The 21,936-nt window shown below is 47.7% G+C and carries 18 protein-coding genes; 9 read left to right on the forward strand and 9 right to left on the reverse strand.

What is annotated here, in order from left to right; genetic code table 11:
• Window positions 1-2,388 precede the first annotated feature (2,388 nt).
• Window positions 2,389-2,910, forward strand: coding sequence for a hypothetical protein (locus TBC1_RS08750; RefSeq protein ID WP_236695647.1), 522 nt, complete (start codon window positions 2,389-2,391; stop codon window positions 2,908-2,910).
• 261 nt (window positions 2,911-3,171) lie between these two features.
• Window positions 3,172-4,275 carry a type I restriction enzyme HsdR N-terminal domain-containing protein gene (locus tag TBC1_RS08755; RefSeq protein ID WP_062040961.1) on the forward strand — a complete coding sequence of 368 codons (1,104 nt, stop codon included), beginning with the start codon at window positions 3,172-3,174 and terminating at the stop codon, window positions 4,273-4,275.
• 251 nt (window positions 4,276-4,526) lie between these two features.
• Here the strand turns inward: TBC1_RS08755 and TBC1_RS08760 are convergent, their stop codons facing one another.
• The 9 genes from TBC1_RS08760 to TBC1_RS08800 all read right to left on the reverse strand — a co-directional run bounded on the left by TBC1_RS08760 (window position 4,527) and on the right by TBC1_RS08800 (window position 14,280).
• The gene (locus TBC1_RS08760) at window positions 4,527-5,474 is read right to left on the reverse strand and encodes a hypothetical protein (protein WP_062040964.1); all 948 of its coding nucleotides are present in this window, start codon (window positions 5,472-5,474) and stop codon (window positions 4,527-4,529) included.
• A 1-nt stretch (window position 5,475) separates the two neighbouring features.
• The gene (gene dcm, locus TBC1_RS08765) at window positions 5,476-6,678 is read right to left on the reverse strand and encodes a DNA (cytosine-5-)-methyltransferase (RefSeq protein WP_062040966.1); all 1,203 of its coding nucleotides are present in this window, start codon (window positions 6,676-6,678) and stop codon (window positions 5,476-5,478) included.
• A gap of 139 nt (window positions 6,679-6,817) precedes the next feature.
• The gene (locus TBC1_RS08770; protein ID WP_062040969.1) at window positions 6,818-7,048 is read right to left on the reverse strand and encodes a helix-turn-helix domain-containing protein; all 231 of its coding nucleotides are present in this window, start codon (window positions 7,046-7,048) and stop codon (window positions 6,818-6,820) included.
• A 76-nt stretch (window positions 7,049-7,124) separates the two neighbouring features.
• A complete protein-coding gene (locus tag TBC1_RS08775) occupies window positions 7,125-7,553 on the reverse strand; it encodes a very short patch repair endonuclease (protein ID WP_062040972.1) in 429 nt (142 codons plus the stop codon).
• A 270-nt stretch (window positions 7,554-7,823) separates the two neighbouring features.
• Window positions 7,824-8,117, reverse strand: coding sequence for a PG0541 family transporter-associated protein (locus tag TBC1_RS08780; protein ID WP_062040975.1), 294 nt, complete (start codon window positions 8,115-8,117; stop codon window positions 7,824-7,826).
• 10 nt (window positions 8,118-8,127) lie between these two features.
• The gene (locus TBC1_RS08785) at window positions 8,128-11,250 is read right to left on the reverse strand and encodes an efflux RND transporter permease subunit (RefSeq protein ID WP_062040977.1); all 3,123 of its coding nucleotides are present in this window, start codon (window positions 11,248-11,250) and stop codon (window positions 8,128-8,130) included.
• A gap of 33 nt (window positions 11,251-11,283) precedes the next feature.
• Window positions 11,284-12,336, reverse strand: a complete 1,053-nt coding sequence (locus TBC1_RS08790; protein WP_062040980.1) for an efflux RND transporter periplasmic adaptor subunit — start codon at window positions 12,334-12,336, stop codon at window positions 11,284-11,286.
• A gap of 22 nt (window positions 12,337-12,358) precedes the next feature.
• Window positions 12,359-13,657 carry a TolC family protein gene (locus TBC1_RS08795; protein WP_062040983.1) on the reverse strand — a complete coding sequence of 433 codons (1,299 nt, stop codon included), beginning with the start codon at window positions 13,655-13,657 and terminating at the stop codon, window positions 12,359-12,361.
• The gene (locus TBC1_RS08800; protein WP_062040985.1) at window positions 13,654-14,280 is read right to left on the reverse strand and encodes a TetR/AcrR family transcriptional regulator; all 627 of its coding nucleotides are present in this window, start codon (window positions 14,278-14,280) and stop codon (window positions 13,654-13,656) included. Before TBC1_RS08800 ends, TBC1_RS08795 begins: the two co-directional genes overlap by 4 nt.
• A 948-nt stretch (window positions 14,281-15,228) precedes the next feature.
• Here TBC1_RS08800 and tnpA point away from each other — a divergent pair.
• The 7 genes from tnpA (at window position 15,229) to TBC1_RS08840 (ending at window position 21,828) form a co-directional block, all read left to right on the forward strand.
• Window positions 15,229-15,690, forward strand: coding sequence for an IS200/IS605 family transposase (tnpA, locus tag TBC1_RS08810; RefSeq protein WP_062040991.1), 462 nt, complete (start codon window positions 15,229-15,231; stop codon window positions 15,688-15,690).
• Between the two features lie 459 nt (window positions 15,691-16,149).
• Window positions 16,150-17,364 carry an S-adenosylmethionine:tRNA ribosyltransferase-isomerase gene (locus TBC1_RS08815; RefSeq protein ID WP_082189539.1) on the forward strand — a complete coding sequence of 405 codons (1,215 nt, stop codon included), beginning with the start codon at window positions 16,150-16,152 and terminating at the stop codon, window positions 17,362-17,364.
• Window positions 17,364-17,900: a nucleoside-triphosphatase gene (locus tag TBC1_RS08820; protein WP_062040994.1), complete on the forward strand. Its 537-nt coding sequence runs from the start codon at window positions 17,364-17,366 to the stop codon at window positions 17,898-17,900. Before TBC1_RS08815 ends, TBC1_RS08820 begins: the two co-directional genes overlap by 1 nt.
• Before the next feature lie 139 nt (window positions 17,901-18,039).
• Complete coding sequence (locus TBC1_RS08825) at window positions 18,040-19,260, forward strand: hypothetical protein (protein WP_062040997.1); 1,221 nt, start codon at window positions 18,040-18,042, stop codon at window positions 19,258-19,260.
• 128 nt (window positions 19,261-19,388) lie between these two features.
• Entirely contained in the window at window positions 19,389-20,234 is an 846-nt protein-coding gene (gene tatC / locus TBC1_RS08830) for a twin-arginine translocase subunit TatC (RefSeq protein WP_062041000.1), read from the forward strand.
• A 57-nt stretch (window positions 20,235-20,291) separates the two neighbouring features.
• Window positions 20,292-20,861, forward strand: coding sequence for a PspC domain-containing protein (locus tag TBC1_RS08835; RefSeq protein WP_062041003.1), 570 nt, complete (start codon window positions 20,292-20,294; stop codon window positions 20,859-20,861).
• 10 nt (window positions 20,862-20,871) lie between these two features.
• Window positions 20,872-21,828, forward strand: coding sequence for a LiaI-LiaF-like domain-containing protein (locus TBC1_RS08840; RefSeq protein WP_062041006.1), 957 nt, complete (start codon window positions 20,872-20,874; stop codon window positions 21,826-21,828).
• The last annotated feature ends 108 nt before the right edge of the window (window positions 21,829-21,936 follow it).

Genomic DNA, 21,936 nt, shown 5'->3' on the forward strand with positions numbered 1-21,936 from the left:
CTTCTTTTTTATCAGTTAGCGCGCGTCTCCGGTCGCGTGTCACGGACCTGCAAAGAGAAAAAACCACAATAGGCACATTAGAACACAATAGATCAAACCCAGTTAGCGCGCGTCTCCGGACGCGTGCCACGGGCCTTTCAATGGTGAATCACGGGCCCTTCGATGGTGAATCTGTCCCGGTGGTCGAGCGGCGGTGGTCGAGCGGAGCCGAGACCAACCGAGACCAACCGTGACCAGCCCAGATAACTTTCCCCACGAAACGTTGCAATGTCGCAACGATAATGTTGTATCTCCCTTAATTCCCGGCTTCCCCACAGGGCCTGGCCGCAACAATCAACGCACAACCTGACCTAACAAGTTTTCTTCCAACTTGTAAGGGCTTCTTCTTCCAACCCCATCAACCCCTCGCAAAGCCGCCAGGACGCAAGGATAATGTTGTATCTCCCTTAATTCCCGGCTTCTCCACAGGGCCTGACCACAAAAATCAACGACCTGACCTAACAAGTCTTCTTCCAACTTGTAAGGGCTTCTTTTTTATCAGTTAGCGCGCGTCTCCGGTCGCGTGTCACGGACCTGCAAAGAGAAAAAACCACAATAGGCACATTAGAACACAATAGATCAAACCCAGTTAGCGCGCGTCTCCGGACGCGTGCCACGGGCCTTTCAATGGTGAATCACGGGCCCTTCGATGGTGAATCTGTCCCGGTGGTCGAGCGGCGGTGGTCGAGCGGAGCCGAGACCAACCGAGACCAACCGTGACCAGCCCAGATAACTTTCCCCACGAAACGTTGCAATGTCGCAACGATAATGTTGTATCTCCCTTAATTCCCGGCTTCTCCACAGGGCCTGACCACAAAAATCAACGACCTGACCTAACAAGTCTTCTTCCGACTTGTTAGGTCTTCTTTTAATTGATCTTCCAATCAATGCTTAGTGATGTCAGCGCAAACTGTTGGCTTCTGATTTTTTATTCGCTCAAGCCGCAGGGCCTCGCATATTATTTTGGACTGGACAAGTATGTCCGCGTAAGCGGGATCAACAATTAAATAGGATTGGCCTTCCAAAAATGGCGTTAAGAAAACAGGCAGCAAATAAATAGAGAAGAAACGCCTGCGATAATGGCTGGCGATAGTCAGGCGATCTTTGTACATCGGTTTTCGGATGCGGGAGGATGTAACAACCTTCGTTTCTTAAGCCCGACTTAATCAATAGGTTATTGGAATCAGCTATTAGTATTGGACATATTCCTATTGATTTAGTCGGGATAATCCCGCATAGAGGCTGTTTCATTATGTGCAAACAGAATGATTACAGCCTCTTTTGCGAATACACCAAGCGAAGCGCGGTGTATTTTCAGGATTCCAGCCAAAACGCTCGCCTGTTTTCAGCCATTTTTGGGAAGCCTTGACTTTTTGCTACTTTTTGGTCAAGCAAAAAGTAGAAGAAGTAAAAAAATGATAATCGGTTGGGAATAAGTGATTATCCGTGCGGATATGCTTCAACTTGTCAGGACTTCTTTCTACTGATATTCCAATCAACGCCTAATGATGTCAGCACAAACTGTTGACTTTTTACTTTTTATCCGCTCAGGCCGCGGGGTGAAATTTCGGATTTCGGATTTTGGATTTCTGATTTCGCTTGTCTCGTGAGACGGCGATAGCCGGATAACGAGAGATTTCTGATTTTGGATTTCTGATTTGTTTCAACGTAGTCATTGACGACCCTGAAAAAGGGACAGGTGCCAACCGGCGCCAGAATCCTCCTGACAGGTTTTCTTCTAACCTGTTAGGTGTGTAAGAGACGATTAAACCTTGAAAAGTTCATTGCTGCGCACGGACGAAGGTGCCCGCGCCAGCGGGATCAATAATCAGATCAGTACCGGCCTTCCAAAAATGGCGTTAAGAAAACATCAGGTCGTTTTCAGGAAAACATCAAGTCGTTTTGAATAAAACGTCAAGTCGTTTTAAGGAAAACATCAAGTCGTTTTTAGTAAAACATCAGGTCGTTTTCAGGAAAACGAAAGCACGTTTCAAGAAAAACGTAAGCACGTTTCGGACAAAACGTAAGCACGTTTCAGACAAAACGTAAGCACGCTTTCGGGAAAAGGAACGTTCCTTTTCTATAAAACGTAAGCACGTTTCAAGCAAAACGTAAGCACGTTTCGGACAAAACGCAAGCACGTTTTCGGGAAAACGTAAGCATGTTTTGGGAGAAACGTAAGCATAATTTAGGGGAGGCACATGCTTAGTTTTAAGGACTGGAGTTAATAAGCTAAAATCTGAAATGTTATGACTTCTTGATCAGAGATTCCTCGTTTCAACAATAAAAATTATATTTGTTAAAATTATTGTCCAAAGAGATCATACTGACTAACGAAATAATATTCCAATGAAGCAAATTCTGATATCATCAATCATCGCATTGTCGATAATAACGTCATTTGCTCAAACTCAATCGTCAGACCATCTTACATTTAAAGGCGTTCCTATTGATGGAACACTTAATGAATATGTAGCCAAAATGAAGCAGAATGGATTTACGCTAGTAAAAATTAAAGATGGAGTTGCAATTTTGCGTGGCGATTTTGCAGCATCTAAGGATTGTATTGTCGGAGTTGCTGCGTTAAAGCAAGAAGATTTGGTTAGCAAAATTACCGTAATATTTCCGGAAAGGGATACATGGTCTTCTCTTGAAGGTAATTACTTTAATTTAAAAGAAATGCTTACGCAAAAATACGGCGAACCTTCGGAATGTGTCGAGAGATTTGATACTTACTCAGAACCCAGAGATGATAATGCAAGAATGCACGAAGTTGAAATGGATAAATGTAAGTATTTCACTATTTACAAAACTGACAAAGGGATTATTGAATTGTCAATTGATCACGATAGCATCTTCAGTTGTTTTTGACGCTATCTTACTACGATAAAATAAACACTGAAATTATTAAAGCAAAAGCCTTTGATGACCTCTAATTGCAGTGTAACGCAGTCCAGCCCAATAACTAACTAATCCGAATTGTTATTTGTCGTACTGGTGGAATGTAGAAGAATTTGATTTTAAAAGATATTTTACCGGGAAAATCATGACTTTGTGAAAATACCCTCCTTTGTTTAGCACCAACACAATAACACATAGTCAAATAAAAATAAAACCGTAAACAGTCAGAATATGAACAGCGACAAATGGAACGAAATCTGTTTTCTACTTTCGGAAAATGTAAAAAAGGACATAAGTGAAAATTCTTTCGAACAAATTGTCATACAAGCTCTGAGAGTTCTGGATTGGAAACAATTTTCAGGAGATTATGAAATCAGACCTTCCTATCAAATTGGGGCGACGAACCGAATAACACCGGACTTTGTTATTAAATCCACCGACAATCAGAAGCTTTTCGTAATTGAGATTAAACAGCCCTATTTACCAATTACATCAACTCATCAGCAGCAGCTATTTTCCTATATGCGGCAGTTAAAAATGGAGTACGGTGTTTTAATCGGACAAGCAATTCAGATATTTTATGATGGCGATCTGGTTCAACAAGACGACCCGGTACTACTTGACACTATCAGATTTGAAAGGGACAGCAAGAAAGGCGAGGATTTTGTCAGGCTATTCAGCAAAGAAAATTTTAATTTCGGTTCATTAAAAGAATACACATTGCAGTCAATCAGAAAAATAAACAGAAAACAAGATTTCCGATTACTCCTTGCCAGAATTACTTCAAAAGACTTCAAAGAAAAATTTTCTGATTTGATAAAGCAGGAATTTATCGGGGAGTATGATGGTGAACTGATTGATTCTGTTTTGAATGAATTAAACATTGAAATAGCAACGAAGAACAAAGCCGGGAATGCTAATCCTGATCAAATAATCGAAATTAAACCAAATAAAAGAAATTCCAATGATACAATTCTGGCAAAAGAGTTAACTTCAAATGACAGAGATTATTCGAAATATTTTTTCAAAGGACAGACTTTCGGAAAAAACCGACTCGTACTAGAGGTTCTTAAGGATTATGTTGAAAATAATCCAAGTACAACCTATAGTCAATTAAAGACAATATTTCCTGATAGTTTACAAGGCAGGGAAACGTTCACAACCGAAATAGAAGCGAAACAAAAAAGAGATAGAAGAAACTTCATAAAACCAAACGAAGTAATTCCTCTAATTGACACAACTATTGCTGTTAGCACCCAATGGAGTCTCGGGAATATCACCCGGTTTATTGACCACTGTAAACAAATGAATATTAATATTCAAGTGGTACGATGACCATGAAATAATGGCCGGCATTTGTATTCGAGTATGCAATCTAATATAGTTTCACTGCATCAGCATGTGAATATTCCAGACTATAGTTTGTCTTTAATTCACGAGACTAAAATGACAAAAATTACATGCATTCAAAAAGATTTTTTTCACCCATAACATTCAAAACTTCTATTACAATTACGTATACTTTATAAATATATATTGACTATTTTCACTTTCAAAAAAATGCAATTGTAGCATTAAAATAAAATTCATAAATCTTCAAGGCTTTGTCGTGTCAACTTAGTAAATTCAGATTTCGGTATTTTTACAACAGTACTCCCCCCTCCTTGCATGTTGATTCCACCAGCAATAGGTACCCATGATGCAAATAATGCCAATTTTTCGAAAGTTATAAACCACCAATTGACAAGTCTTCGTTCATTTATATTATTTATTTCCCTTACAAAAAATAATGAATGCAAATTTCCTTTCTTGGCTGCATAATAGGCAAGCTTTACAAATGGGCCAACATCAATTCCAAAAAATTCACCCAATTTATTATCAGTACCAGGTGTTTTCTCCTTAATTTCAATAGGATAAGTATACTGCTCTCCCCATAAAATACCATCTATATCAGACATTTCACTCATAAAATGATTCTGAAAATTAACTCTTAAATGCTCTTTTGTAAACTCCTCAGCCAGTGAATTCAATGGTATTTGACCTGCATCAGTATTATATCTTAAAAAATTGTATCTCCGTTCTCGAATACTAAAATTGCTAATAGTAGGAATTAACTGTCTATATGGTTGAATATTGGGAATTCCAAGTTGCTTTGTTTGCCAGGTGATAGTGGAATAGTCGTTCCTATTTGCAATAGAGGGAACACAATAATAACTATGAACACCGATTTGATGCATGGTAGAGCAAATAGTATGAAGTGCCAAAGCAGGTTCTTCAAGTTGCCTTCCGACAGGATAATCAGTATCAGGCTGAATTGTTTGAGGAAAAACCACTATAGTATAATGACCGAATAGTCCTTCTCCTACATTACGCATTATCCATCCTCCTTGAGAAACTCGACCTCCAAAACCGAAATTATTTAAAGTATTCCGCAGGTCGATTTCTGCAAGCATCCCATTTACCTTATTTTGGTTGATACTGCTGATGCTTTTCGAGAGAAATGCTCTCATTGTATTGATGTCTATACTTGCCATACTATTTAGTTATTTCTTGTATTAATTTTTCTCCCACAGATTGTATCAGTGGAACGGTAACAGAATTCCCAAACTGTTTGTAAGCCTGCATATCAGAAACCGGAATAATAAAATTATCAGGATACCCCTGTAATCGCGCACACTCACGAGGCGTTAATCTTCTGGGATTTTTACCAGCTTGTGGGATTAAAGCTTCAGAACCATCCTTATAATACCGGGCTGAGATTGTTCTGGTAATTCCATCGAAGTCAACCAAGCCAAACCCAAATCCATTCCCCTTCTCTTTGTGCTTTCTGGAATAATTCTGAAGATATTGCCATAGATTATCAGTTAGTGTATACTTATCATCAGGATTTGATTCCAGAATTTCTTTAGCTGAACTTTTCGGCTCTGGCAAATCCGGAAATTCAAATTTTTCCTGATTATTAAATATCTGAGAATTAAAGCCTACTATAATGATTCTCTCCCGATGCTGTGGAACAAAGTGTTTACTATCCAGTACTTTATAATAAATTGAGTACCCCAGTTCTTTCAAAGTTCCGGAAATTACTTTAAAGGTATTTCCTTTGTCGTGTGAAACAAGGTTCTTCACATTTTCAAGCATAAATGCTTTCGGGCGTTTATGATCAATTATCCTTGCTATATCAAAAAACAGAGTTCCCTGAGTTTCATCAAGAAATCCATGCGCCCGGCCAAGGGCATTTTTCTTGGAAACTCCAGCAATAGAAAATGGTTGACATGGAAAACCTGCCAATAAGATATCATGATCCGGGATATCCTTTTCCGAAATTTTTGTGATATCACCAAATGGAACTTCACCAAAATTTGCATCATATGTAATTCTGGCTGGATTATTCCACTCACTTGAAAAAACACATTTACCCCCAAGGTTCTGATAAGCTAATCTTATCCCACCTATCCCGGCGAAAAGATCAATAAAGGTGAATTTAGGATTCTTTGGCGAGGGAAAAGGGACGTCCCATTCTATTGGAAGATAGTACTGAATCTCAGATTCTTCTGGATTAATAATATTATCTTCTAGGCTAAGGAGATACTCTTTAGCTCCATTCTCAAAATAAAATGCAGCATCAGTATCAGAAGTCTGAAAAAAGTGGGTAAGATTCGCTAACCGATCATCAGTTTTACGATCAACCTCAATTTTCAACTTTTTCTTTATTTCTGTGTATTTATTAAACTTTTTCAATTTTCAGTAATTACAAATTAGGAATGTTAGATTCTCTGATCACCATTGCAGCCTTTCAGCAATCAGTAGAGCAAACTTTTCATGAGAAATCAATAAATCAGGGCTGATAAATGAATAATCAGAGAAACTAATCTGAGTATCACTGATTAGTATTTTCAAAGGATGGGTGATCAAAGAAGCTTCGATAATTACTCCCCAGGGCAGTAATAATCTTGAGTAAAACTTTTACTGAAATATTACGCTTCCCGGTTTCGACTCCGGTCATATAGGTTCTGTCAATTTCAGCAAGATTGGCAAGGGCTTCCTGAGACAATCCCTTATTTTTTCGTAATTCGAGAATTCTTATCCCGATGAGTTTACTGATTTCCATAAAAAAAGATTGGCATCAAAGCTATATGCCTGACGCCAATAGTACAACGGACTATAAGTCACATTTGTAAAAGATACTAACTTCCTGTAAATGCCCTTATATCTGAATCAAGCTTGCCAAGCGTGGTATCCCTGTTAACGGGCTTAAGCAGGCATTCCCATATTATAATAACATTCCACCCCTTTTCCACTAATGAATTTATCTTTGCGGAATCATTTTCCTTATTCCTCTTTATCTTCTCAACCCACCATTCTGTTCTTGTTTTCGGCACAACAAAATACCTGCACCCTTCATGTCCGTGCCAGAAGCAGCCGTTGATAAAAATAACCGTTTTGTATTTCGGCAACACAATATCCGGTTTGCCGGGCAGTTTTTTGTCGTGCAGCCGGTAACGGAATCCTTTGGAGAACAGAAATTTTCTCACAAGCATCTCGGGCTTTGTATCCTTACCCCTGACCCTGCTCATATTGTAACTGCGGGTTGCCTTGTCGTGCACATCAGTCATTATCCAAATCCTTTAATCCGTAAATATGAGCAGTATCAGATATCCAATTTTCATTACCCGGAGAAAAGAAGCTGCCACAATAAGATAAATTTACCTTGCCAGCTCAATACAATTATCAAAAAAACCAGGTGTTCAAATTTATAGAAATAATATTGAGAAAACCAGTTTCCGAATCAGGCTGAATTCCCAGTTTCTGTGCCTTCCCCCCCAAAACCCACCCCCGCACAGCAAAGCCATGCGGGGGCGGTAATATAAAGGTTGGCTGGTGGTTCAGAGGCTTTGCACAATGTCCCACACAAAGGCGCGGATACCCACCTCCTCGTTGATCTGATCGATTTTCTTCACCTTTTCGAGCAGGGGTTCCACCTCGCCGGGGCTGACCACGGTCATCAGGGCCGAGTTCATTTCGGGCCAGGTGTGGGTGCCCATGCGGGGTTCGCCGGTTTTCGAGCCGCGGCCGTTCACCTGGCTCCACCAGGTAAATCCACGGATGCCCAGCTGGTCGAGGATATATTCAACGCGTTCGGTATGCGCCTGGTTAAAGACGATAAATACTGCTTTCATGGTTATACGTTTAGTCCAGGTTCTGGAATTTCATTCTGATTTTCTTCACTTTGTCGCGTTCGCCGCTGCGGGCCAGCACGCCGTACATCACCGGCACAATCACCATGGTAACGATGGTGGAGAATACCAGTCCGCCGATCACGGTGATGCCCATCGGCCGCCATATTTCGGAGCCTTCGCCGGTGCTCAGCGCCAGCGGCAGCATACCGAGGATGGTGGTAAGGGCGGTCATCAGCACGGGGCGCAGACGCGAACGGCCCGACACCACGATGGCGTCGTAGAGCCGCATATCGCGGTCACGCATCAGGTTGGTGAAGTCCACCAGCACGATGCCGTTTTTCACCACAATCCCTATCAGCAGCACCGCGCCCAGGGCGGCCACCAGGCTCAAGGTGGTGTTGGTGAGCAGCAGGGCGAAGATCACCCCGGTAAAGGCAAACGGGATGGAGAACATAATGATAAACGGCATGGTGAACGACTCAAACTGCGAGGCCATCACGATAAATACCAGGATCAGGCTGAGCACCATCAGCAGGCCGAGGTCCATAAACGACTCCTGCTGGTCCTCGTACGAACCGCCAACCTGTATCAGCACATCCTGGGGCACCTTCACCCGGCCGATCTCAGCCTTGATCTGGTTGGCCAGGTCGCCCAGGGCCACGTTGTTGGGTTTCACCGAAACGGTGACGATGCGCTCCTTGCGCTTATGCTGGATGGCGGGCGGTCCCCAGTATTCGGTGATGGTGCCGATCTCCTTCAGCTTGATCCGCTTGCCCATGGGGTTTACGATGGAAAGCTCCTCCAGGTCGGAGATGGAACTGCGGTAGTTTTCCGAAAGCCGCACGCGGATATCGTACTCCTCTCCTTCTTCCTTATACTGCGAAGCGGTCATGCCGTAGATGCGGTTGCGCACCATGGCCGAAACGGTGGCGCTGCTGAGTCCGTGCAGGGCCAGTTTCTCCTTGTCGAGCACCACCTGCAGCTCGGGCTTGTCGTTCTTGCGGCTCACGGTAACTTCGGTGGCCGATGGCATGGCGCTCACCCGGTTGCGGATCTCCTGGGCCAGGGTGTTGGTGGAATTGAAATCATAGCCATAGATTTCAATATCTACCTTGCTTTCGCCGCCCATGCCCATACCGCCGCCCGAGGTGGAAACCGAAGCGGTGACTATCTCGGGGTATTCAGCCAGCTGCTGACGCATATCGTCGGCGATCTCCCAAACGGTGCGCTGCCGCTCCTCAACATCCTGCAGGCGCATCATCACGTTGATGATGTTCGATCCGGTGGTGCTGAAGAGGGAGAACATGCTGCCTTCGTCGTCGGAGCCGGAAGAGGAAGCCATAATCATCACTTCAGGATAACGCTCCCTGATCATCTGCTCTACTTTGCGGGTGGTCTTCATGGTCTCTTCCACCCGGGTGCCGGTCTGCAGCTCTATGGCCATCGTAATCCGCGACTCGTCGGTCTGCGGCATAAAGTCGGTACCGATAAAGCGCGTGAGTAAGATGGAAACCACAAAGATGGCCAGGGCGCTCAGCATCACGAAAGTTTTGTGGTGCAGGGCCCAGCGCAGGGTTTTTTCGTAGAAGTTGTCCATTCCAACAAAAAACGGCTCTATCAACCGGTCATAGCTGAAGCGTCTGGGTTTGACCTTTTTATCCCGCAGCCTCAGCATCCGTGCCGACATCATGGGGGTAAGGGTGATGGCGGCCAGGGTGGAGGTAACGATGGTGATGGTCACGATCCATCCCAGCTGGTTGAACATCACGCCGGTCATGCCGCCCACCAGGGTAAGCGGGAAGAACACGGCCACCACCACCAGGGTGGTGATGATTACCGACAGCCACACCTCGTTGGTGGCGTAGATCGCCGCTTCGCGCGGACTGCTGCCGCGTTCGATGTGGCGGGTGATGTTTTCGAGCACCACGATGGCATCGTCCACCACCATCCCGATTGCTATGGAGAGCGAGGTCAGCGAGATCACGTTCACCGAATTGCCGGTGATAAAGAGGTAGATAAACGAGACAATGAGCGAGATCGGGATGGTCAGGACGATGATAAAGGTTGCACGCCAGCGCCCGAGGAAGACCAGCACCACCAGGGCAACGAAGATAAACGCCCACATCAGGGTTTCGGAGAGGTTGCGGATGGATCCTTCGATAAACTGGGAGGTATCCATAATCAGGTTGATCTCCACATCGGGGGGCAGGGTTTTCTTGAGTTGCTCCAGGCTGTTGCGGATATCCCTGGCCACTTTAACCGTGTTGGCGCCCGACTGCTTCATGGCAAACAGGCGGAGGCCGGTCTGTCCGTTGATTTTCTCGTCGAGGGAGACATCCTTGAGCGAGTCGCGCACGGTGGCCACGTCGCGCAGGTAAACCGGCACTCCGTTGGCGTTGCCCACCACCAGGCTGCTCAGCTGGCGGCTGTCGCCGAATTCGCCCTGTATGCGCAGCTGATAGTCCATTTCGCCCATCTTCACGTTGCCCGAAGGCATGTTGAGGTTTTCGGCGGCGATGACGTTGCCGATCTGCTCGATGGTGAGGTTATAGGCGTCGAGGCGCTTGGGGTCGGCATCCACATAAACGATGCGTTTCGGGGCGCCCATCATGGAGACGGATCCCACGCCGTCGATGCGGTTCAGGGGATTGATGATCTTCTCCTCCAGCAGTTTTTCGATGCCCGGGTAGCTTTCCTTTGCGGTGACCGCGTAGAAAACGATGGGCATCATATTGGTGTTGAACTTGAAGATAATGGGGCGGTCGGCGCCGTCGGGCAGCTGGTCGTAGAGGCGGTCGAGCACGTCGCGCACCTCGTTGGTGGCTTCGTCGAGGTTGGCCCCCCAGCTGAATTCAATGGTGATCACCGAGAGGTTATCCGATGAGGTGGAAGTCACCTCTTTTACCTTATCCACCGTATTGAGCGCATCCTCCATCTTTTTGGTGATGTTGGTCTCGATATCGGCCGCGTTGGCGCCCGCGTAGGTGGTCATCACCGACAGGAAGGGCGGGTCGATCTCGGGATAGAGGTCAACGGGGATTCTGCTGAGCGAATACAGGCCCATCACGATCACGGCCGTAAAGATCATGAATGTGGAGATGGGCTTGTTTACCGCGGTTTTATATATACTCATAACAGCTTTTCATTTACAGATTTAACACCGGGACTATTTTCCGTCCACCTTTACCTTCATGCCGTCGAGCAGGCGGGCCTGTCCGCTTACCACCACAAGATCGCCTTTCTTCAGCTGGTCCGATTCCACTTCCACCAGCTCGTTGTAACGTTTGCCGATGACCACGGGGATGCGTTTGGCCACATTGTCCTTTTCAATAAAGAGGTAGCGGTCGTTCGAACCCTGCATCTTCAGTACGGCGATGGCGGGGATCAGCAGGGCCTCCTCGCGGTCGAGGTCGAGCGTCACACGGCTGAACATGCCGGGGCGCAGCTTGCCGCCGGGGTTATCCACCGCCACTTCGATGTTGAAGGTACGGCTGGCCGCGTCAATGGTGGGATAGATATTGAAGACCCTCCCTTTGAAAGTCTCGCCGGGATAGATGTCCACGCCTATGTTCACCTCCATGCCTTTGCGGATCATGGGGAAGTACTTTTCGGAGACCGGCACCAGGGTTTTGAGGCGGTCGATCTGCACCAGCGAAACGATGGCGGCTTTGCCGATGGGGGCCACGGGCGCGCCCGAATACATCTCTCCTGACTCGAAGTACTTGCCCGAAATTACCCCGCTGAAGGGCGCCCTGAGGCGGGTATTTTCCTGCAGGAAGGCCACATTGCTGCGGGCGATGTCGAGCTGCGACTTCATCTGGTCATATTGCTGCTGGGCCACGCTGCCCACCTTGTGCAGGGTGTCGAAGCGTTTGAAATCGGTTTCCAGCGTCCGGAGCTGTACTTCGGCCTGATGCAGCTGGGTGCGGTCCATCTGCACCAGCAAATCACCCTTATTAACCCGGGTGCCGACTTCCACCGCGATGTTTTCGATGCGGCCCGGGGAAGCCGGCGCCATGTGAATCTCCTCGTAAGCCAGCAGGGTGGAAGAATATTCAACCGAACGGGCTACCTGCTGCACCTGCAGCTCCGTTACCCTTACCACCTCTACCTTTTCGGAAGCGGCATCCTGCTGCGCGCTTTTTTCCGTTTTGCCTGAAGAACATGCCAGCGCAGTGACAGACAATAGTGCAAAACCAATTTTAAATGTTGTATTCATGTTAGATAGACTTAAATATTTCTTAATCCAGTTTTCCGTAAAGTTTTTGCAATTGCACCCCCGACTGCAACACCTGCATCATAGCGGAGATATAGTCTGTTTCGGCTTTCAGGTAGTTGTTGTCTGCCGTAATCAGGTCGAGGCCCGAGATAATACCCTGTTCATATTTGAGTTTCAGACTGGCGTACACCCGCCGCGAGACCTCCACATTGTTTTTCTGGTTGAGGTAAGTCTCCAGCGCGCTGTTGTAGTTGAAGCGCAGCTGTTTCTCCTGAATTTTCAGCTGGTCGCTGAGCAGGCTTTTATTGTTCTGCGTGGTTTCCAGGTCGATGCGCGCCTGTTTCACCTGGGCCATGCGCACCCCGCTCGAGAAAATCGGGATGTTCATCTGCAGGCCCACCATATTGGCGGGGGTCATGTCGAAGTCGGGCTTCAGCAGTTTGTAGGTATAGCGGTAGTATCCCGAGATGGTCGGCAGGGCGTTGGCCCGCTGCATATCGATCATTTTACGGCTCACCAGTTCCTGCTGGTTCAGCAGCCTGAAATCGACCTGATCTTCAACCCTGAAGGATTCCGCCAGGGGCAGGGCTTCGGCTTCCGAGAGCATCTGGTCGAGGCGGTCGGTCAGCTCCAGCTGGGTATCCACCGGCACACCCAGCAGCAGGCGCAGCATATTGGTGGCCAGTTCAAGCTGGCGTTCCGACGATTTCACCGCGTTCTTCAGGGTGTTTACCTGCACCGAAAGCTGATCCACATCCGTTTTCTCGATAATCCCGAAGGTTTCGAGGGCGGCGGTTTTTTCGTACAGCCCTTCCAGGTTTGCCTGGTTTTGTTCTAGCAGCCTTAGCAGCTCTTCCGAGATCAGCACCAGCTGGTAGGCGTCGGTCACCTGGGCGATGATATCCAGTTCGGACTTCTCTTTGCTGATGCCGGCCATGCTCTGGTAGAGTTTCGCCGTTTGCACCCCAACGATGTAGTTGCCGCTGAAGATCAGCTGGGTAAGGTTCAGGTTGAAGTTGCTCTGCGGTTTGATGTCGATCTCACTGGGCGGCATCCCTTCTGCAAAGCGGATGGAGATCTTGGCGCCCAGGGCGTTGGAATAGTCCACAGCGGCGTTGAGCTGTGGCAGCCCGTTGGCGATGGCCTCGCGCACGGCGGCGGCGGCTTTCAGGGTGGCCAGATCGGCGTTGGCAATGGTTTTGTTGTATTCAAGCGCCGTTTTCCTGGCCCCTGCCAGGTCGAGCGTGAGTGTCTGCTGCGCCCCGAGAAAACCGGAAGTACCCAGCAGTAACAGCATTGAAATGAACGTTGTTCTCATCATAGTTCTATATAATCGTTGATATTTTCCGTGTATTTGTCCATCAGCGCCACTCCCTCGGAGGTGCAGATCCCCCTGAAGTAAGGCAGGAAGATATTCGAAAGCACCTCCTGTCCGGTTGGTTGCAGTATCCTGAGCCGGTCGCTGTTGTGGATAAGGCCGATCAGCTCGTGCAGGAAGTTATCCACCAGATCGAGCCGCATATCCTTGCGGAAGATGCCTTCGCGTATACCCTTTTCAAGAAGGGTGAACGATGCCGAAAACTCCTTCAGGCTTTTCTTGCATGAATAGAGCGAGGCGTTCACCACAGGGAAATATTTCTTGATGTCCTCGGTAAACACCCGGGCAAAGGAACCCCGTCGCAGCGCCTCCATTTTCATGATCATAAAAATGGCTTCAATCACATTGCCGGCCTCGGAAATAATACCCAGCATATCCTGGTTGTGCCTGATAATCATTTCGCGCAGCGATTGTACCACCAAATCATCCTTATCTTTGAACAACTCGTAGATCGTGCGCTTCGAAACACCGGACTCGGCGGCAATACTGTCCATGGTTACATTCCTGATACCGAGGTTCAGAAATAACTCAATCGCTTTATCCAGAATTTTTTCCCTTGCTTCCATTGGTCAGAGATTTTTCGGACTGCAAAACTAGAAAACTTTTTTGGTTTAAAAGTTTTCAATGGTGAAAATTTTTAATTTTTTAACAATTGAGTTAAAAATCATCAGAATCGTTGATTGCACGGGTATTTGTGTGGGGGAAAAAAAATCAAAGGTGCGGAAAGGGATCATCATTAATATATGCCACCCACCACCCGATGGGGTAAAATTATCGCTCAGGATTGATCCCGATAACATACGACCCCGCTGGGGTCAGACGCATCAATCTGAGCCAAAAATCCTGACTCCGGAGGAGTCAAATGTTTATAGAAACAATCCTGCCTTAGCACCCCCCGGCCCTGGAAGGGTTGAATAAATTGCTGTAATTACAAATTCTTAACACATACCACCGGATGAGGTCAAATTACCGCTCAATATTGATCCCGATAACATACGACCCCGCCGGGGTCGGAGATTAACCTGTTACCGGCCTTTCTATACACATGTGACCCCGCTGGGGTCATCAATCTCAATCCGAACCAAAAAATCCTGGCTCCGCAGGAATCACATATGTATAGAGAAAGACCTTCATTGAAACATACGACCCCGCTGGGATCATCAATCTCATTCCGAACCAACAAAATCCTGACTCCGGAGGAATCACATGTTATAGAAGATGACCTTCATTGAAACTTGCGACCCCGCTGGGGTCATAAATCTCATTCCGAACCAACAAAATCCTGACTCCGGAGGAGTCACATGTGTATAGAAATAGCATCACGATAGAAAACCTCGACCCCAGCGGGGTCGTATATTTTTGCAATTATTCGTTAAAAACCGCTATTAAACTAATTAACTAGAAATTATAAATCAAACTGATAAAATCTCGAACCAGATTCATGATAATGAACTCAATATTTCTTTCATCAATAATAATTCGCTATTTTTATCACAAATAAATAATAACCGGATATGGCAAATACTTACTCACAAATTTACATTCAGACTGTTTTTGCTGTTCAGAACCGTAATGCACTAATCCACAATTCATGGGAAGAGGAACTCTATAAATACATAACCGGAATTGTGCAAAATAAAGGGCAAAAGATGTTGTCGATCAATGGCACTTCAAACCATATTCATTTCCTTATCGGCATGAAACCTACTTGCTGCCTTTCCGATTTAGTTCGTGAAATCAAGAAATCTTCCGCTTTGTTTATAAAAGACAATAGGTTTTGTAACTACCGGTTCACCTGGCAGGAAGGATTCGGCTCATTCTCATATAGCCATTCTGAGATTTCTGATGTTATACAATATATTGAAAAACAAAAATTACATCATCGGAAGATTACTTTTAAGAATGAGTATTTGTCATTTTTAGAAGCATTTGGAATTGAATTTAAGCAGGAATATCTGTTTGAATGGATAGATTGAACCCTTGATATCATACGACCCCGCTGGGGTCGGAAATCATCTTGTTACCGTCTTTTCTATACACATGTGACCCCGCTGGGGTCATCAATCTCAATCCGAACCAACAAAATCCTGACTCCGGAGGAGTCAAATGTTTATAGAAACAATCCTGCCATAGCACCCCCCGGCCCTGGAAGGGTCGAATAAATTCATGGGATTACCAATTCTTAACACCCATCACCTGCCGGGGTGAAATAACCGCTTAAGATTGATCCCTTTAAACATGCGACCCCGCTGGGGTCGGAAATCATCTTGTTACCGTCCTTTCTATACACATGCGACCCCGCTGGGGTCAAATTACCGCTCAAGATTTATACCGTACTCACATGAATCAGCATCCCACCCATCAATCCATATAGGAGCCCGATGCCCTTTTTTACTAATTTCGCAGCCGTGTAAAAGATTCCACCACCCCATAACATGCTGCCTGAATATATCAATATAAACGACTACGACTACCCCCTCCCCGGCGAACGGATCGCCCGTTTCCCGCTTGAACAGCGGGATGCCACCCGGCTATTGGTATTCCGCGACGGCACACCGGCCGACTCCCTGTTTTCTTTGCTGGATCAGCATATCCCCGAAAAAAGCCTCTTTGTTTTCAACAATACGCGGGTGATCAGGGCCAGGCTTATCTTCCGCAAAGTCAGCGGTTCCCGCATCGAAATCTTCTGCCTGCAACCCCTCGGCGGATACGGGCAGACCGGCGGCATTACCACCTGGAAATGCCTGGTGGGGAATGCCAAACGCTGGAAATCAGGTCCCCTTGAAATGACCGTTGACACCGGGATGGGTGAGGTAACACTCAGTGCCCACAAGGGGGAGAAGGCCGGAGATGCCTTTGAGATCACCTTTGGCTGGGACAAGCCGGAGATGCCTTTCGAGCAGGTGCTGGAGTTTGCCGGCAAAGTCCCTCTCCCCCCCTACCTGAACCGTGAACCGGTGGAGAGCGATACGGAACGATATCAGACCATCTACGCGGAATTCAACGGCTCGGTGGCGGCGCCCACGGCCGGGCTTCACTTCACGCCGGCTGTTCTTGAAAAGCTTGAATCGCGGCACTGCAGCTTCGAATACCTCACCCTGCACGTCGGCGCCGGCACTTTCAAACCCGTTTCGGTGGAGGACGCCCGTCAGCATGCCATGCACGAGGAAGAGCTGATCATCGAACGGCAGAGCATCCTCAGGCTGCTGCAGCACAGCGGGGGGAACATCATCCCCGTGGGGACCACCTCTATGCGTTCACTCGAAAGCCTGTACTGGCTGGGGATCCAGCTGATCAACGGGAAAGATCCCGGGGAGGAGTTCTTTATCGATCAATGGGAACCATACCAATCGGAAGTCAGCATCCCTCCGGCTGAAGCCCTGCAGGCCATCTACGATTATCTCACCGCCAGGCGGATGAACTCCATCAGCGGTTTCACCCGGATTATGATCGCTCCCGGCTACCGCTTCAGGATGAGCGATGCCCTGGTAACCAACTTTCACCAGCCCCGGAGCACCCTGTTGCTGCTGGTAGCCGCCTTTATCGGTGAAGGATGGAAAAAAGCCTACATGTTCGCCCTTGAACACGGCTACAGGTTCCTTAGTTACGGCGACAGCTGCCTTTTCTTTCCCGAAAAAGAGGAAGGCTGATGCAGGGATTGTTCATCATCACCGGTGAACAGGGGAGTGGCAAAACCTCGCTGCTCAAAGCCCTCAGCACATCCCTGGCTCAGAGGGGGAAGACCTGCGGCGGAATCCTTGCGCACGGAAAGTGGGATGACAACCTGCGTTCAGGCTTTGACCTTGAATTTATTCCGGATGGCAAAACCGTTACCCTCTGCGAAAGCGCGCCCCGCGAAGGATGGATCAGGTTCAGGAGATTCTGGTTTAATCCCCTGGCTTTTGATCTTGGAAAGCTGTGGCTTACCGAATCCATTGTAAAGAAACCCGAGGTGCTGATGCTCGATGAGATCGGCCCGGCAGAAATGGAAAACGGCGGCTGGGCGGCCATCCTCCCCGGTTTATTTGCCGAAGCTCGCCATAGACTGGTCATCGTTACTGTCAGGGCCAGACTTAGTGAAGCCGTGGTTGAGCGCTGGAACCTCTCCCCTGCAGGCATTTTTGAGGCCGGAACTGCAATAAGCACCGTAATGGATACCATCACGGCAACGGAGAAGGAAGCATAAAAGGATAGCGGCCGGAATTGACAGAACCATCAGGATGCCCGTTGAATCTCCGGTTAAAGTGAGGCGGATGCTCAATTTAGGATGAATCCGCTTAGGAAATACCACTGGTTTTTTAACTTTGTTCTCCCGAGCCAACCATATGCCTGTTCAAACCGGAATCGCAGCAATCAGTAACAGGGAAGCATCCCTTCCGGATGAAGTATGGATTAAGGCGGCCGTAGCGGGGGGCTTATGGGCCTCCTTCGAGATCATCATTGGCAGTTTTCTGCATAATATGCGCATTCCTTTTGCAGGGAGCATGCTGGCCGTTACCGGGATGGTGCTGATGATTGCCTTTCACCGGTTGTGGCCTGAGCGTGGATTGATCTGGCGAGCCGGCCTGATCTGCGCCCTGATGAAATCCATCTCCCCGAGTTCACTGATACTGGGGCCGATGATCGGTATACTGACCGAAGCAATGCTGCTTGAATTATCGGTAAGGCTGCTGGGAACCAACAAGGCCGGCTATATCACCGGCGGGGTGCTTGGGGTAAGCAGTGCAATTATCCATAAAATCGCAAGCATACTGATCCTCTACGGATTCAGCCTGATTGAAGTATACCTGAACATATACCGCTTTGCCGCCCGTCAGTTCGGCGTTGAAAATCCCGATCCCTGGAAGCTGCTTGCCGCGCTGGCAGGCGTTTATATTGCAGCAGGACTGGCTGCCGGCATTCTGGGACTGTCGGTTCCGGTTCCGGAAAAAAAACTGCAGACAAATCAGTTTCCGGCAACCATTCAATCCGCAGAACAACCATTTGGCGCCACCGGACATCGTTTTTCACTCACGCTGCTATTGTTGCACCTGTGCTCGATACCGGCGTTTATCATACTGACCGGGCAGACAGGAATAGCAACCGGGTTGGCAGCGGTGGCAATCTGGTGTCTGCTGATAAGCCAACGATACCAACAGGTTTTCAGAAGATTCGGAAAACCGTTACTCTGGCTGCAATTTCTCATCATTACAGTTTTTGCGGCATTGTTCTGGGAGGTTGACTGCGACCGATGGATCTGCATCAGCCGGGAAGGATTTATGGCCGGCATAGCGATGACGCTCAGGGCAATCGTGGTGATCACCGCCTTTTCGGCCATCAGCATCGAGATCAGGAATCCGGTAGTGCACAGTTTCCTGACAAAAAGAGGCATGAAAGGGCCTTATATGGCGGTGACCATGGCCTTTTCGGCCCTTCCTTACATGATTTCGCGCATGCCCGGAGCCCGGCAGCTGATCAGGCATCCCGGCCTTTCGGTGAAACAGGCGCTGACTGACGCCGGAGAACTGCTTCAAAAGCTGAAAACAAACGGGATTCCCTCCGCATAAAAATGTGAACAAAATCAAATTCCACAAACAAAACACCGCTTGACCGGCGGCTGTTTACCGCTTGCAATTATGTTCTGGGATAGCTCAAGGAGATTGCGTATTTTTGACGCATCAATCAAATATCCTGAATGCCTGAACCTGTTTCGAGCAAAAAAAAAGCAGCAGATCCTGAACCCGCCGGGGAAATGTCGTTCTGGGGGCACCTGGATGCCCTGCGCGGCCATCTGTTCAGATCAGCCCTTGCCATCATCGTGCTGGGCATTGCCGCTTTTATCAACCGGGAGTTTATTTTCGACACACTGATCCTGGCGCCCAAGGAGCCGGAATTCATCACCAACCGCCTGCTCTGCAAACTTGGCGCCTGGGCTAATGTTCCTTCCCTCTGCCTCGACAATCTCAACCTTCAGATCATCAACATCAACCTTTCGGGGCAGTTCACCACCCACATGTATATCAGCATGTTTGCAGGGCTGATTGCGGCTGCACCTTATGTGATCTGGGAAATCTGGCGGTTTATCAAACCCGCGCTTTACGAAAATGAACGCCGCCACTCCCGCGGGGCGGTTTGGGTAATGTCGCTGCTCTTTATTCTTGGCGTTCTTTTCAGCTATTTTCTGATAGTACCCCTCACCCTCAACTTCTTTGGCACTTACCAGGTGAGCGAATCCATCAACAACCAGATCGCTTTGTCATCCTACATCAGCACGGTGGTTTCGGTTACATTCTCGCTGGGGGTTGTTTTCGAATTGCCGGTATTTGTCTATTTCCTGACCAAGGTGGGCATCATCACCCCGGAATTCCTCGCCCGAAACCGCAAATACATGCTGGTAATCCTGCTCACCATTTCTGCCATCATTACCCCGCCCGACATCATCAGCCAGATCCTGGTGTGTATTCCGCTCTACGGACTTTACGAATTCAGCATCCTCACGGCAAGACGGGTAGCACGCAAAAGAAGGGAAGCCGAAGAATAAGCCGGTGTAACCTTTACGGAGGTGCTGCGTCAAACCATCGAAAATAAAAAACAAGTTATGTCAGACACAAGATTATACCGCTCCGTTCACGGAAGGGTCATCGGTGGGGTGGCCGGCGGTCTGGCCGATTTCTTCGGCATGGATCCCACTATCGTAAGGCTTATTTTCGTCCTGCTGGTTATCTTCGGCGGCAGCGGGGTGTTACTCTATTTAATTCTCTGGATTATCCTGCCGGAGAAGAATCAGTATACCAGCTACTATGCCGGCGCAGCACCTACCAATCCCGCCCCGGCCGGGTCAGACACCGGCATCGGGGAAACCTATGAGGGATTTGAACAGGGGAAACCCAGAGAGCCGTTCAGCACAGGCGCACCCATGACACCGGAAATGCAGCAGCGCAAGAAAGTGGAAGGAAGCCTGATCGGCGGCGTAGTGCTGATTTTCATCGGATCTATTTTTCTGATCGAGCGCTTTGTCCCCAGAATTGATTTCGGCGACCTGTGGCCCGTAATCCTGATTGCCATCGGACTGGTGCTGATTACAGGCAACCTGCCGAAAAAAGGCAATAAGGGCGAAACATCAGGCCCTGCCGATGAAAAAAACGAAAACAATCCGCAAACCTTTTAATCCATAAACCATGAGCTACCGTAAAATATTCTGGGGTGTGATCCTCGTGATGATCGGCACCTTATTCATCCTGAAAAACATAGGGATGATCTACTTTGACTGGCTGACCATCTGGAGATTATGGCCTTTGATCCTGATCCTCTGGGGCATCTCGCTGATCCCGGTAAAAGACTACCTGAAACTGATCTTCTCCGTGCTTGCCATCGCCATATCCGTGTTTCTGGTAAACCGTTACGACAGGACAGGTTATTACAGTTTCGGATGGCGCGATTCCGATCGTGAATACCGGCACAGCTGGCGCGATGACAGCAATTGGGACGACAGTGAACAAACCCAGGAACTTTATCAGGAGTATGATTCCGCCATCAGCAGGGTTGAATTGAAACTTGAAGCTGCAGCCGGAGATTTCAGGCTGAACGACACCGCCCCTTCCGATAAACTGCTGACTTTCTTCAAACAGGGCACAGTGGGCAATTACAGCATGACTTCGCGCAACGACAGCAGCAAAATGTTTATTGAGCTGAAAATCAATGAATCCAATATCAGGTTTAAAAACAAGGGCAACCGGGTAAAACTGGGTTTGCATACGCAACCGGTATGGGATTTTGACTTCGATATCGGCGCTGCAAGCATTGATTTTGACCTGAGCGATTATAAAGTCGGTCATCTTGACCTTGACGGAGGCGCTTCGTCCATTGAACTCAAGCTGGGCGATCTGAACGACTACACCTCGGTTAACATTGAGGCAGGCGCCGCCTCCATAGATGTAAGGCTGCCCGAATCGGTGGGCGCCCAGCTGAAAACCGAAACCGCCCTTACCAGCCGCAACTTCCCGGGATTCAAAAAAATCCGCAATGGCCTCTATCGTACCGACAATTACGAAAGTGCCGTCAAGAAAATAGATCTTGAAATTGACGCTGCCGTTTCCAGCCTGGATGTAATCAGGTATGATGCAGACGGTGAATAAGCGCTGACAAATCAACCGGAAGCTGACTCCGTAAAAAGAGGAAAATCCGGCATTGACCGGGAACAGTACAGAATAACCCATAAAATCATAAAAAAACCGGAGAGGACA

This window comes from Lentimicrobium saccharophilum (assembly GCF_001192835.1).
GTDB classification, from domain to species: Bacteria; Bacteroidota; Bacteroidia; order Bacteroidales; family Lentimicrobiaceae; genus Lentimicrobium; species Lentimicrobium saccharophilum.

Excerpts from the sequence above, each read along its gene's own strand:
- TBC1_RS08785 (WP_062040977.1), bottom strand. The coding sequence starts at position 11,250 with ATGAGTATATATAAAACCGCGGTAAACAAGCCCATCTCCACATTCATG.
- TBC1_RS08750 (WP_236695647.1), top strand. The coding sequence starts at position 2,389 with ATGAAGCAAATTCTGATATCATCAATCATCGCATTGTCGATAATAACG.
- TBC1_RS08825 (WP_062040997.1), top strand. The coding sequence starts at position 18,040 with ATGCCTGTTCAAACCGGAATCGCAGCAATCAGTAACAGGGAAGCATCC.
- TBC1_RS08820 (WP_062040994.1), top strand. The coding sequence starts at position 17,364 with ATGCAGGGATTGTTCATCATCACCGGTGAACAGGGGAGTGGCAAAACC.
- tnpA (WP_062040991.1), top strand. The coding sequence starts at position 15,229 with ATGGCAAATACTTACTCACAAATTTACATTCAGACTGTTTTTGCTGTT.
- TBC1_RS08780 (WP_062040975.1), bottom strand. The coding sequence starts at position 8,117 with ATGAAAGCAGTATTTATCGTCTTTAACCAGGCGCATACCGAACGCGTT.
- TBC1_RS08835 (WP_062041003.1), top strand. The coding sequence starts at position 20,292 with ATGTCAGACACAAGATTATACCGCTCCGTTCACGGAAGGGTCATCGGT.
- TBC1_RS08770 (WP_062040969.1), bottom strand. The coding sequence starts at position 7,048 with ATGGAAATCAGTAAACTCATCGGGATAAGAATTCTCGAATTACGAAAA.
- TBC1_RS08800 (WP_062040985.1), bottom strand. The coding sequence starts at position 14,280 with ATGGAAGCAAGGGAAAAAATTCTGGATAAAGCGATTGAGTTATTTCTG.
- TBC1_RS08840 (WP_062041006.1), top strand. The coding sequence starts at position 20,872 with ATGAGCTACCGTAAAATATTCTGGGGTGTGATCCTCGTGATGATCGGC.
- TBC1_RS08815 (WP_082189539.1), top strand. The coding sequence starts at position 16,150 with ATGCTGCCTGAATATATCAATATAAACGACTACGACTACCCCCTCCCC.
- TBC1_RS08790 (WP_062040980.1), bottom strand. The coding sequence starts at position 12,336 with ATGAATACAACATTTAAAATTGGTTTTGCACTATTGTCTGTCACTGCG.
- TBC1_RS08760 (WP_062040964.1), bottom strand. The coding sequence starts at position 5,474 with ATGGCAAGTATAGACATCAATACAATGAGAGCATTTCTCTCGAAAAGC.
- TBC1_RS08775 (WP_062040972.1), bottom strand. The coding sequence starts at position 7,553 with ATGACTGATGTGCACGACAAGGCAACCCGCAGTTACAATATGAGCAGG.
- TBC1_RS08755 (WP_062040961.1), top strand. The coding sequence starts at position 3,172 with ATGAACAGCGACAAATGGAACGAAATCTGTTTTCTACTTTCGGAAAAT.
- TBC1_RS08795 (WP_062040983.1), bottom strand. The coding sequence starts at position 13,657 with ATGATGAGAACAACGTTCATTTCAATGCTGTTACTGCTGGGTACTTCC.
- tatC (WP_062041000.1), top strand. The coding sequence starts at position 19,389 with ATGCCTGAACCTGTTTCGAGCAAAAAAAAAGCAGCAGATCCTGAACCC.